The following is a 12,649-nucleotide window of genomic DNA, read 5'->3' as shown; positions in this document are numbered from 1 at the left end:
TGGCTAGGCGGCTGTTTCCAGGTCGTAGAACTGCGGCCCGTCGCGGTCGATGACCAGCCATCCGCCACGCGGCGGCGAAACGTGGTCACAGTCCCAGTCGGGCAGCACCCAGCGCTCACGCTTGCCGCCGTCGACCTCCAGCACGTGGCGGGCGGGGCGATGCGTGTGCCCGTGCACCATGATGGCCACGCCGCTGTCGCGGAAGGCCTGTTCGACGGCGCCGGCATTGACATCCATGATCTCCATGGACTTGCCCTGGTTGGCCATCTGGCTTTCGCCACGCGCCTGCTGCGCCATCGCCAGGCGCTCGGGGATGGTCTTGGCCAGGAAGGCGGCCTGCCATTGCGGGTTGCGCACCATCTGGCGGAACTGCTGGTAGGCCGCGTCGTCGGTACAGAACTCGTCGCCGTGGGTCAGCAGCACATCGCCAAAGTCGGTCTGCAACAAAGCTGGCTCGGGCAGCAGCTTCGCGCCGACGGCGTTGGCCAGCTCCTCGCCGATGAGGAAGTCGCGATTGCCGCGGCCCAGCCACAGCGGGATGCGGCTGGCGGTGGCGCGCAGCGCGGTCAGCGCCGTGGCCAGCCAGGGCGGCGCGGCGCGGATCACGTCGTCGCCGATCCAGGCGTCGAAGATGTCGCCCGGCAGCACCAGGGCGGCGGCTTCTTCCTCGGCCGCCCGCAGGAAGGCCAGGAAGGCCTCCGCCGTGGCCGGCGTGGCCGGCCCCAGGTGCAGGTCGGATGCCAGCCAGATCGGGCCGGGCAGGGCGATCTTATTCAAGAACTTCGGCCTTCTCGATGATCACGTCGTCGTTCGGCACGTTCTGGTGGAAGCCCTTGTTGCCGGTCTTGACGCCCTTGATCTTGTCGACCACGTCGGTGCCTTCGGTAACGGTGCCGAACACGGCGTAGCCCCAGCCGTTCGGCGTGGGCGCGGTGAAGTTCAGGAAGTCGTTGTTGGCGACGTTGATGAAGAACTGGGCGGTGGCCGAGTGCGGGTCGCTGGTGCGGGCCATCGCCACGGTGTACTTGTCGTTCTTCAGGCCGTTGTTGGCCTCGTTCTCGATCGGGGCATGCGTTTGCTTCTGCTTCATGCCGGGTTCGAAGCCGCCGCCCTGGATCATGAAGCCATCGATCACGCGATGGAACACCGTGCCGTTGTAGAAGCCTTCCTTGACGTAGGTCAGGAAGTTCTCGACAGTCTTGGGCGCCTTGGCGGCGTCCAGGGTGATGACCATGTCGCCTTGGTTGGTGTGAAGCTTGACGCGGGGATTGGTGCTCATGGCTTTGGTGCCTTCAGAGGTGGAGTGGGAGGGGGCGGCCGCGGGCGCGGCGCTGACGAGCGCCGGAGCAAACGCCAGCGCGAACGAGCACGCCGTCAGGCGCAGCAGGTTGAGAGGGGAATAGCGGGACATCATTTGTGTTGCCTATCCTTTAGCATGGTTTCGACTTCGCGGGCCTTGTCCTGCATGCCCGGCACGCCTTCCTTGGCGGCCTGCCTGTAGGTGCGCAGGGCCAGCAGCAGTTGCAGGTCGCCCAGGTTGGCGCGCGCGGCGGCGTAGCCCGGGTCGGCGCGCAAGGCCATTTGCAGGGCGTCCTGCGCCTTTTCAAGTTCGCCCCGGCTGGCATATAGAGCCGCCAGGTTGTTCCAAGGTTCCGGCAGCTCGGGGAAGCGGGTCGTCATCTCGGTGTAGATGTCGATGGCCTCGGCCTTGCGGTCGAGCTGGGCCAGGGCGCGCGCGTGCTGGAACATCAGTTGCACGTCGGTGCCGCGCTGGTCCTTGATCTCGGCTTCCCGTTTTTCGATCATCGCCAGGGCTTCGGCGTTGTCGCCGCGGTTCAGCAGGCGCTCGATATGAGTCGTGATCTGCGAGGCGGAGGGCTGCAGGCGGGTGTCCACGCTGGGCTGGGCCGCCTTGAGCAGATTGGCCAGGCCTTCCCAGCCGCCCTCGGGCGGAATCGGGTCCAGGGTGGTGCGGCGGGCATTGGGGTTCTCGCCCGAGCCGCCGGCCATGGATTGGGCCTGGGCGCCGGCGAACGGCGAGCCGGCCATTGCCAGGGCGAGCAGGGCGACGCAAAAACGCGGCTTGAGAGTCACGTGGGCATCCGTTAAAAGTCGTGGCCGGCAGGCGCTGACGCGCGCGACCGGGCCGCTTGCTATACTTGACGACCGCCATTTTAGCCTTGGTTGAGTTTTTGGCTCGACATTGGGTAAAAGGGGGCCTGCCGGAGCAGATGAGGGGTTGCTGCCAGAGCAGATGCCGAAGCACGGACCGGGGGCTTGCCTACCTCTGGCCAGCCCGGAAGGTATCGTCCTTCGGGCGCAACCTTTTCCGCGGCCGCCCCGGAAAGAACTGGATCACATCACTCGCGCCATGCTGCAAATCTACAACACGTTATCGCGTACCAAAGAACCGTTCAAACCGGCCCAGGCCGGCCAGGTGCGCATGTACGTGTGCGGCATGACCGTGTACGACTTCTGCCATCTCGGCCACGCCCGCATGCTGGTGTCGTTCGACGTGGTGCAGCGCTGGCTGCGCGCCAGCGGCCTGGCGGTCGACTACGTGCGCAACATCACCGACATCGACGACAAGATCATCCGCCGCGCGGTCGAGACCGGCCGCCGCATCGGCGAGGTCACCGAGTTCTACATCGCCGCCATGCACGCCGACGAGCGCGCGCTGGGCGTGGCCTCGCCCGACCGCGAGCCGCGCGCCACCCAGTACGTGGGCGAGATGCTGGACATCATCGGCAAGCTCGAACAGAAGGGCCTGGCCTACCAGGCCGACGACGGCGACGTGAACTACGCGGTGCGCGGCTTCGAGGGCTACGGCAAGCTGTCCGGCAAGACCCTGGACGACCTGCGCGCCGGCGAGCGCGTGGCGGTGGGCTCGGCCAAGCGCGACCCGCTCGACTTCGTGCTGTGGAAGTCCGCCAAGGAAGAAGAACCCGCCGATACCAAGTGGGAATCGCCCTATGGCCTGGGACGTCCGGGCTGGCACATCGAGTGCTCGGCCATGAGCAAGTCGCTGCTCGGCCTGCCGCTGGACATCCACGGCGGCGGTCCCGACCTGAAATTCCCCCACCACGAAAACGAGATCGCCCAGACCGAGGGCGCCTTCGGCGGCGTGCTGGCCAACATCTGGATGCATTGCGGCCCGCTGATGGTCGATTCGGACAAGATGTCCAAGTCGCTCGGCAACTTCCGCACCATCCGCCAGACCATCGCCCAGGGCGAACCGGCCGCCGACGCGGCCGACTACCGCGTCAACCCGCGCGAGGCCGAGATGGTGCGCTTCTTCATCGTGCGCAACCACTACCGCAGCCCGCAGAACTACACGCCGGACAACCTGGTCGACGCCCAGAACGCGCTCGACCGCCTGTACCAGGCGCTGCAGAACGTGGCGGCCGACGACCAGGGCATCGACTGGAACGAACCCCAGGCGCAGGCCTTCAAGGCCGCCATGGACGACGATTTCAACACCTCCGGCGCGATCGCGGCCCTGTTCGAGCTGGCCTCCGAGGCCAACCGCGGCAAGCGCGCGCGCAGCGCCGGCCAGCTCAAGGCCCTGGGCGGCCTGCTGGGCCTGCTGCAGCAAGAGCCGGCGGCCTATTTCCAGTCGTCCACCCGCTACTCGGCCGCCGGCATGGAGCAGGGCGCGCGTCCCGAACTGGATGCCGCCGCGATCCAGGCCCGCATCGACGCCCGCGCCGCCGCCAAGGCCGCCCGCGACTTTGCCGAGGCCGATCGCATCCGCGCCGAATTGCGCGAAGCCGGCATCGAACTCGATGACAAACCCGGCGGCCTGACGCAGTGGCGTCGGGCGTGACCCCCCTGGATACGCCAGACATGTCCATCGCCGCCACCGAGATTCCCAAGCCCGACTATTGGGAAGCCGCCGTCGCCCACCTGATGCGGCGCGACCGCATCCTGAAAAAGATCATTCCCCAGCACCCCGAGGTCTGGCTGACCTCGCGCGGCACGCCATTCGTGACGCTGGCGCGCGCCATCATCGGCCAGCAGGTCTCGGCCAAGGCGGCCGACGCCGTCTGGGACAAGTTCCTGGAAGCCGCCGGCAAGCGTCCCACCCCGGTGGCGGTGCTGCGCGTCGGCCTGGAAGGCCTGCGCGCGGCCGGCCTGTCGCAGCGAAAGGCCGAATACGTGCTGGATCTGGCGGTGCATTTCGGCGAACGCCGGGTGCACCCCGAGAAATGGGCGGCCATGGACGACGAGGCCGTCATTTCGGAATTGACCGCCATCCGCGGCATCGGACGCTGGACGGCGGAGATGTTTTTGATTTTCAATCTGCAGCGGCCCGATGTCCTGCCGCTGGATGATCCTGGGTTGCTCAAGGCAATCTCGCTACACTATTTCAGCGGCGAGCCTGTCTCGCGCTTCGAGGCTCGCGAAGTCTCGTTGGCGTGGCAACCCTGGCGTACCGTGGCAACCTGGTATCTGTGGCGCAGTCTGGAACCGACGCCGGTCCAATACTGACGCAATCCAGGTCGCCCATCTACGGAACCACACTACATGCGCAATACATTTCTGGAATTTGAACAGCCGCTCGCCGAGCTTGAGAACAAGATCGAGCAGCTGCGCTATGTGCAGGCCGATTCGGCGGTGGACATCTCCGACGAGATCGGACGTCTGCAGCAGAAGAGCCAGTCGCTGGCCAAGGAAATCTACGCCAAGCTCACGCCTTGGCAGACCGCGTTGGTCGCGCGCCACCCCCAGCGCCCCTATACGCTGGACTACGTGCGCGAGATCTTCACCGACTTCCACGAGTTGCACGGCGACCGCATGTACGCCGACGACCAGTCCATCGTGGGCGGCCTGGCGCGCTTCAATGGCACGCCCTGCATGGTGATCGGCCACCAGAAGGGCCGCGACACCAAGGAACGCGCCGCGCGCAACTTCGGTATGCCGCGTCCGGAAGGCTACCGCAAGGCCCTGCGCCTGATGCGCCTGGCCGAGAAGTTCGGCATTCCCGTGTTCACCTTCGTCGACACCCCGGGCGCCTATCCCGGCATCGGCGCCGAGGAACGCGGCCAGTCCGAGGCCATCGGCCACAACCTGTACGCCATGGCCGAACTGAAGGTGCCGGTGATCGTCACCATCATCGGCGAAGGCGGCTCGGGCGGCGCGCTGGCGATCGCCGTGGGCAACGCCGTGCTGATGCTGCAGTACGCCACCTATGCGGTGATTTCGCCCGAGGGCTGCGCCTCGATCCTGTGGCGCAGCGCCGACAAGGCGCCCGAGGCCGCCGAGGCGCTGGCCATCATCGCCCCGCGCCTGAAGGACCTGGGCCTGGTCGACCGCGTCATCAACGAGCCCGTGGGCGGCGCGCACCGCGACCCGCGCGTCATGGCGCGCCTGCTGCGCCGCGCGCTGGGCGATGCCCTGCGCCAGTTGCAGGGCATGACGCCCGAGCAACTGGTGGAACAGCGCGTGCAACGCCTGCTGTCCTACGGCGCCTTCCAGGAAGTGCGCGCCTGAGCGAAGCGCGCGCGCCGGCCTTGGCCGGCGCCGCGGCCGCTTCCGGCCCGCGCCCGCCGCCATGACTTCCCGCCCCACGCCCGTTTCGTCCGCCGCGGGGGCCATCTTTCCCCATCCCGTTTCGCCCGACCTGGCCGCTGCCCTGCGCCGCGCCCTGCAGGCCCTGCCGCAACCGCCACGGCGCTTCGCCGTGGCCGTCAGCGGCGGCGCCGACTCGGCCATGCTGGCGGTCCATGCCGCCGCCGTGGCGCGGGAGCTGGGCGCCGGCGTGGTGCTGCTGCATGTGCATCACGGCCTGCAGGCCGCCGCCGATGGCTGGCGCGATCAGGTCCAGGCACTGGCCGGCCTGCTGGGGCTGCCGCTGCGGCAGGCTCGCGTCGAGGTCGACGCGGCCGGCGGCAAGGGCATCGAGGCCGCCGCGCGCGACGCCCGCTATGCCGCGCTGGCGCGGCTGGCGGACGAGGAGGGCGTCGGCCTTGTCCTGCTGGCGCACCACCGCAACGACCAGGCCGAGACCGTGCTGCTGCGCCTGCTGCGCGGCACCGGGCTGGCCGGCATGGCGGCCATGGCGCCGCTGACATCGCGCGGTGGCCTGTCCTATCTGCGGCCCTGGCTCGATCAGGACAGGCAAACGATCCTGCAAGCGGCGCGGCAATTCGCCGACGCGACCGGCTGGCAGCCGGTGCAGGACCCGACCAACGCCGATCCGCGCTACACCCGCGCCGCGCTGCGCGAGCTGCTGGCGCCGGTGCTGGATGCGCGCTGGCCCGGCTGGCGCGCCATTACCGCCCGCCATGCGCGTCATATGGCCGAGGCCGGCGAGATCCTGGCTGAGGTGGCGCGCGAGGATCTGGCCGGACTCGAACCCGGGGCGGACGGCGCCAGCTTCTCGCTGGCGGCATGGCGCGAGCTGTCGCCTGCGCGGCAGGTCCATGTGCTGCGTCACTGGCTGGAGCGCAATGGCGCGCGCATGCCGACCGAGGCACGCATGAACGATCTGCTGCGGCAGTTGCGAGGGCTGCACAGCCTGGGGCATGACCGTCAACTGCGGGTGCAGCAGGCCGGCCACGTGATCCGCTGCCATCGCGGGCGGGTCTGGATCGAGACGCGCGCGGACATGGATTCGCCGGCGCCAGGCCCGCGCAAGGCCGGCCAGCCGGGCATCGAATGACGCCGGGACGCGCAAATCCACCCGCAGGCATGGCCGCCTTCTGGCCGAAACGACATTTTTCCGGAAAAAACGACCGTTCCGTGGAAAGAAAATTCCATGGTCTGCGCAAATTTTTACCGTCGGGATAGAATATGAGGTTTTGCCCGTCACGACTCTTGCGGCGGGTTTCCAGCCAGAGTACGAGATGTCCCTGATCGTTCATAAATATGGCGGTACCTCGATGGGCTCGGTCGAGCGCATCCGGAACGTGGCGCGACGCGTCGCGAAGTGGCACGCCGCCGGCCACCAGGTTGTCGTGGTGCCCTCGGCCATGGCAGGCGAAACCAATCGCCTGCTGGGCCTGGCGCGCGAAATCACGCCCCAACCCGACGCGCGCGAGCTCGACATGATCGCCGCCACCGGCGAGCAGGCCAGCAGCGGGCTGTTGGCCATCGCGCTGCAAGCCGAAGGCGTCGCCGCCCGCAGCTACGCGGGCTGGCAGGTGCCGGTGCGCACCGATTCGTCGTTCACCAAGGCCCGCATCACCTCGATCGACGACGCCCGCATCCGCGCCGACCTGGACGCCGGCCGCGTGGTCATCGTCACCGGCTTCCAGGGCGTGGACCCCGAGGGCCACATCACCACCCTGGGCCGGGGCGGCTCCGACACCTCGGCCGTGGCCGTGGCGGCCGCGCTCAAGGCCGACGAATGCCTGATCTATACCGATGTGGACGGCGTCTACACGACCGACCCGCGCGTGGTGCCGGAAGCGCGCCGCATGGCCGTCATCTCTTTCGAGGAGATGCTGGAAATGGCCTCGCTGGGCTCCAAGGTCCTGCAGATCCGCTCGGTCGAATTCGCCGGCAAATACCGGGTGCCGACGCGGGTGCTGTCCTCGTTGACCGACCCGCTCATCCCGCTCGACCAGGAAATGTGTTCGGGCACGCTGATTACTTTTGAGGAAGACGAAAAAATGGAAGCCGCCGTTGTCTCCGGCATCGCCTTCAGCCGCGACGAAGCCAAAATCACCCTGCTGGCCGTGCCCGACAAGCCCGGCATCGCCTTCTCGATCCTGGGTCCGGTCGCCGCCGCCAACATCGACGTCGACATGATCGTGCAGAACCAGTCCGTGGCCGGCACCACCGACTTCTCGTTCACCGTGAACCGCAACGAGTTCGCGCGCGCCGTCGACCTGCTCAAGCGCGAAGTCATCCCCGCCGTGGGCGCGCGTGAGCTGTCGACCGACGAGAAGGTCGCCAAGGTCTCGATCGTCGGCATCGGCATGCGCTCGCACGTCGGCGTTGCGAGCCTGATGTTCCAGACCCTGTCGCAAGAGGGCATCAACATCCAGATGATCAGCACCAGCGAGATCAAGACCTCGGTCATCATCGACGACAAGTACATGGAACTGGGCGTGCGCGCGCTGCACAAGGCCTTCGGCCTGGACCAGGCGCCCGCCGCCAAGGCCTGAGCGCAACGGCTTCGGCACGTTTTTTTCCCGCCCGCGGCCCTGCCGCGGGCAACAGTGTAAAAAGTCGTGCTAGAATCTCGTTCTCTTCGGAGATGTGCCCGAGAGGCTGAAGGGGCTCCCCTGCTAAGGGAGTATGTGGCTAAAAACTGCATCGTGGGTTCGAATCCCACCATCTCCGCCAGATTTCCGGCCTGGTCCGCCAGGCCGGTAAAAAACCCGCAGAACTCACGTTCTGCGGGTTTTTTTTGGTCCGAGCCCGGCGGGCCTGGAGCCGTGCGCCCCTGAGGCAGGGCGCGGCACCAGCGCCGCGCGGCCTTGCGGGCCGCCTGCCGCGCTTTGAGAATATTCTTGGCTTGGCCATGCGGACGGAAATCTATGATCGCCGCATGATGGTAAATCCCCGTTCCCGGGAAGCATTGACGGCGACGGCCCCTGGCCTGCCGATGCTTCTGTTGCACATGTTTGCCGTGGCGCTCACGGCGTGCATCCTGGTGGGAACGGCGCTCTACGCCTATTGGTCCTTCACCGGCGAGGTCTCGAAGTACCGCCGCCGCATGAATGCAGGCGCCTACAACGCCCAACTGTATTTCGACCAGCGCGAGGCGCTGCTGCGCTCGGTGGCGGCCTCGGCGGTGCGCAACACCGACCACATGCCGGCCGCGCGCACGCCCAGGACCTTCGGCGCCACCGGCCAGATCAGCGTGACGCCGCTGGTCGACGCCACCGGCAGCTACGAATGGGCCCTCGTCCTGACGCCGCGCGATCGCGCCAACGTGGCGCAATTGCGCGCCCACATCGTCTATGCGCCGTCGGCGGACGAGGCCGTCACGCGCCTGCCGGTCCGCGCCGACGGCGGTTCCGCGCCCATGTCGATCGAAACCGCCCGCTGGCTGGCGCAGGCCTTGCGCCTGCGCGACGCGCGGCCCGGGCCGGACGGCCGCACGCCGATCGTCTGGCTGCGCCCGCCCATGGACGAGGCCAACCGGTTGTTCTTGTACACCCCCGCTGACGTTGCCGGCGAGGAACGCACCTGGATCGGCCTGGAGGTCGGCGGCCTGGGCAGCATGGTCGAGGCGGAATGCGCCAGCGACGGCGCCGGCTACGCGTTGTACGACGGCCATGGCGCCATGGCGCTGCACGGCGGCCACCTGCCATCGCGGGCGGACGAGACGCCGGCCCTGCTGTCGCGCGATTCGTTCCACCTGCGGGGCGACGGTTGGTGGCCGCAGACGCTGGTGCTGGTCAAGTCGGTCGGCGAGGCCGGCTGGCGGCTTGCCTACTACGTGCCCATCGGCGACCTGCTCGAAGACGGCGCCGGCGCGTTCTGGGCCGCCGGCGCCGTGGCCATGGCGCTGATCCTGCTGGTGCTGCTGGCGGTGCGCCACATCCGCGACCGGCTGGTGCGGCCCGCGCGGCGGCAGTACGAGGCGCTGCTCGACAGCGTGGCGCTGAACCGCAAGATCGTCGACGTGGCGCCGGTTGGCCTGTGCCTGCTGCGGCGCGCCGACGGCGCCCTGTTGCTGTCGAACGCGGCCGCGCGCCAGTGGCTGGGCGAACAGGACCACTGGCGCCAGGCCCTGTCGCGCGCGGACGCCAGCACCGCGGGCGAGGAATACACGCTCGCCGATGGCCGCAGCGCCTACGTGGCCTTCGCCGCCACCACCTACCAGTCCGAAGACGTGGTGCTTTGCGGCATCAGCGACATCACCGCCCAGAAAAACGTCGAGCGCGCGCTGCGCCAGGCCAAGCAGGCGACCGACCGGGCCAGCGAATCCAAGGCGATGTTCTTCGCCACCATCAGCCATGAAATCCGCACGCCGCTCTATGGCATCCTGGGCACGCTCGAGCTGCTGGCCCTGACCGGCCTGAGCGCCCAGCAACAGCAGTATCTCGGCACCATCCAGCAATCGTCCTCGACCCTGCTGCGCACCATCAATGGCACGCTCGACCTGTCGCGCATCGAGGCTGGCCGCGAGGAACTCGACATTGCCGCGTTCTGCCCCGCGGACCTGGCCGAGCAGGTGATGGCTAATTACGCGGCGCGCGCCCGCGCCAAGGGGCTGGATGTCTACGCGGTCACCGAGGTCGGCATGCCGATGACGATGCTGGGCGATTCGATCCGCATCCTGCAGATCCTCAACAACCTGGTCAGCAATGCCGTCAAGTTCACCGAAGCCGGCCGGGTGGTGCTGCGCGCCTGGGCCACGGCCGATGGTTCGGGGCGCGCGCGCCTGCGATTCCAGGTGGCCGATACCGGCCCGGGCATCTGCGAAAGCCACCGCGCGCGCCTGTTCGAGCCGTACTTCCGCGTTCCCGCCGGCCACGACGGCGATATCGCCGGCACCGGGCTGGGGCTGACGATCTGCCGGCGCCTGTCGGACCTGATGGGGGGCACGCTGTCGGTGGTGAGCGAGGAGGGGTTGGGCACCAGCATCTCGTTCTGCCTGACGCTGGAAACCGGCGACGCGGCCGCCGGCCCGCCGGTGGCGCTGCAGCCGCGGCCGGTATACGTGGATGGCGCGGTGCCGGAAGTGGTCGACAACGTGCGCGGCTGGCTCGACGCCTGCGGCGCGATCGCGCTGCCGTACCGCAGGGCGGCCGATGGCGCCGAGCCGGACGGAGCGGTGCTGGTGCAGACCTGGCCGCCGTCAACCCCGGAGCCGCGCTGGACGCACCAGCGCGTGCGGGTGTTGGCGCCCGGCGCGCAACAGGACGCCTTCATGGCCAGTGCCGCCGGCGGCGTGGCCAGCGCCTTCAATCCCGTGAGCATCTGCCGCGCGGTGCAGATGGCGCAGGACGGCGTCGAGCGCGGCGCGCTGGGCGCGGACGGCGCACCGCAACGGCCGCTTGGGCTGCGGGTGCTGGTGGTCGAGGACAACGTCATCAACCAATTGATCCTGCGCGAGCAGCTCGAACACCTGGGTTGCGTCGCAACGCTGGCCAACAACGGTGACGAGGCGCTGCGGCAGTGGCGCGAGCAGCCCTTCGACCTGATCCTGACCGACCTGAACATGCCCGTCGTCAATGGCTATGAACTGACGCGGGCGCTGCGGGACGGCGGCCACGCCGGTCCCATCATCGGCCTGACTTCCAGTTCGGCCGCCGAGATCGCGCAGCGCGCGTTGGCCGCCGGCATGAGCCAGGTGCTGTGCAAGCCCTTGCCTTTCATGGTCCTGGCCCAGACCCTGCACGGCGTTGCAAAGGATATGACGTGAAACAGCTCTCCGATTACAAAGTGCTGGTCCTGGACGACCACGCCCTGCAATGCCTGCACCTGCGCGACCTGCTGCAGCATGCCGGCTTCGGACAGGTGGATACGGTCGGAACCGCCGCAGAGGCGCTGGCCCGCATCCGCGCCGAGGGCTACCACCTGGTGCTGATGGACATCAGCATGCCGGGCATGGATGGCGTCCAGTTCATCCACGAACTGGCCCGCCTGAACCTGCGACCGATCCTGGCCGTCGCCACCGCATGCTCGCGCCGCATGGCCAACAGCGTCGGCCTGATGGCCAAGGAAAACGGCTTTTCGATGTTGGGCACCTTCGTCAAGCCCGTCACCGGCGAGCAGATCGCCGGCCTGGCCGAACGCCTGCAGCGGCGCCTGGCACCGGAGATGGCCGGCGCGCCGGCCGGGCCGGCCGACCACGGCCACCTGCTGGATCGCGACAGCATCGAATGCGCGTTGCGCGACGGCAGCATCCAGGCCTGGTTCCAACCCAAGAAATCGCTGGCTTCCGGCGCCATCGTCGGCGCCGAGGCGCTGGCGCGCTGGCAACACCGCGGCCTGGGCCTGCTGCTGCCCGGCGCGTTCCTGCGCCCGCTGCGCGGGCACGGCCTCGACCGCCTGCTGCTCGGACGCATGATCGAGGACAGCCTGGCGGCTTATCGTGCGTGGCGCCAGCGCGGCTTTCGCGTGCCGGTCTCGATCAACCTGCCGGTCAGCCTGCTGGATCACCCGCAATTGCCGGATGAGCTGCATGACCAGGTCACCGATGGCGGCATTCCCGCCGAGGACGTAACATTCGAACTCCTGGAAGACGACATGACGGTGGCGCCCGGCAATTACTACATGGGCGCGAGCCGGCTGCGGCTGAAGGGGTTCGGCCTGTCCCAGGATGATTTCGGCAAGGGCTATAGTTCGATGTACAGCCTCATTTCCACGCCGTTTACCGAGTTGAAGATCGACCGCGCCTTCGTGCATGGCGTGACCCGTGACGAGGTGCGCGCGGCCGCGTTGGTATCGTCGGTGCAACTGGGGCGGCAACTGGGGTTGCTGGTTACGGCCGAGGGGGTCGAGACCATGGAAGACCTGCAATTCCTGCGCCGCATCGGCTGTGACTGCGTGCAGGGCTTCCTGATTTCGGCGGCGGTGGACCTGGCGGCATTCAATGAACTGCTGGCCAACGAACCCAGCCACCATGGCGAGCCGCGCCCCGCCGTTCCGCACGAGCCACCAGCGGGCCCGCGGTTCGGCGTCAACGGGCAACCGGGCCTGTACGGGACGCCCATTCGTGTGAACCGGCCCTAGAAGCACC

Annotated in this window: 10 protein-coding genes and 1 tRNA gene; 8 read left to right on the top strand and 3 right to left on the bottom strand. The window is 68.2% G+C overall.

All coding sequences use genetic code 11. The features are described from left to right. Positions 1-3: 3 nt before the first annotated feature. From AC6LKG_RS04230 to AC6LKG_RS04220, 3 genes are all read right to left on the bottom strand, one after another. A complete protein-coding gene (locus AC6LKG_RS04230; RefSeq protein WP_498162952.1) occupies positions 4-777 on the bottom strand; it encodes a UDP-2,3-diacylglucosamine diphosphatase in 774 nt (257 codons plus the stop codon). Further along, a complete protein-coding gene (locus AC6LKG_RS04225) occupies positions 770-1,279 on the bottom strand; it encodes a peptidylprolyl isomerase (RefSeq protein ID WP_498163179.1) in 510 nt (169 codons plus the stop codon). The genes AC6LKG_RS04230 and AC6LKG_RS04225 overlap by 8 nt, the downstream gene beginning before the upstream one ends. A 131-nt stretch (positions 1,280-1,410) precedes the next feature. Next, positions 1,411-2,094 (bottom strand): tetratricopeptide repeat protein, encoded by a 684-nt coding sequence (locus tag AC6LKG_RS04220; RefSeq protein ID WP_498162950.1) that lies wholly within the window; start codon positions 2,092-2,094, stop codon positions 1,411-1,413. Between the two features lie 277 nt (positions 2,095-2,371). On the opposite strand from AC6LKG_RS04220, the gene cysS reads away from it, so the two are divergent. From cysS to AC6LKG_RS04180, 8 genes are all read left to right on the top strand, one after another. After that, positions 2,372-3,826, top strand: a complete 1,455-nt coding sequence (cysS, locus tag AC6LKG_RS04215) for a cysteine--tRNA ligase (RefSeq protein ID WP_498162949.1) — start codon at positions 2,372-2,374, stop codon at positions 3,824-3,826. A gap of 20 nt (positions 3,827-3,846) precedes the next feature. Beyond that, on the top strand, positions 3,847-4,491 hold the full coding sequence (locus AC6LKG_RS04210; protein WP_175135784.1) for a DNA-3-methyladenine glycosylase family protein: 645 nt from the start codon (positions 3,847-3,849) through the stop codon (positions 4,489-4,491). Between the two features lie 36 nt (positions 4,492-4,527). Continuing rightward, positions 4,528-5,493: an acetyl-CoA carboxylase carboxyltransferase subunit alpha gene (locus tag AC6LKG_RS04205; protein ID WP_024069860.1), complete on the top strand. Its 966-nt coding sequence runs from the start codon at positions 4,528-4,530 to the stop codon at positions 5,491-5,493. A 61-nt stretch (positions 5,494-5,554) separates the two neighbouring features. Continuing rightward, on the top strand, positions 5,555-6,664 hold the full coding sequence (gene tilS, locus AC6LKG_RS04200) for a tRNA lysidine(34) synthetase TilS (protein WP_498162948.1): 1,110 nt from the start codon (positions 5,555-5,557) through the stop codon (positions 6,662-6,664). Positions 6,665-6,848: 184 nt separating this feature from the next. Continuing rightward, a complete protein-coding gene (locus AC6LKG_RS04195; protein ID WP_498162947.1) occupies positions 6,849-8,114 on the top strand; it encodes an aspartate kinase in 1,266 nt (421 codons plus the stop codon). Positions 8,115-8,202: 88 nt separating this feature from the next. Beyond that, positions 8,203-8,295: transfer RNA gene (locus AC6LKG_RS04190), tRNA-Ser, on the top strand. Between the two features lie 262 nt (positions 8,296-8,557). Next, on the top strand, positions 8,558-11,329 hold the full coding sequence (locus tag AC6LKG_RS04185) for an ATP-binding protein (protein WP_498162945.1): 2,772 nt from the start codon (positions 8,558-8,560) through the stop codon (positions 11,327-11,329). Continuing rightward, positions 11,326-12,642: an EAL domain-containing response regulator gene (locus AC6LKG_RS04180; protein ID WP_498162943.1), complete on the top strand. Its 1,317-nt coding sequence runs from the start codon at positions 11,326-11,328 to the stop codon at positions 12,640-12,642. The genes AC6LKG_RS04185 and AC6LKG_RS04180 overlap by 4 nt, the downstream gene beginning before the upstream one ends. The last annotated feature ends 7 nt before the right edge of the window (positions 12,643-12,649 follow it).

The organism is Achromobacter sp. 46006 (genome assembly GCF_059761975.1).
Note: the sequence above shows the minus strand (reverse complement) of the source record. Positions and strands in the feature narration are given on the sequence as shown.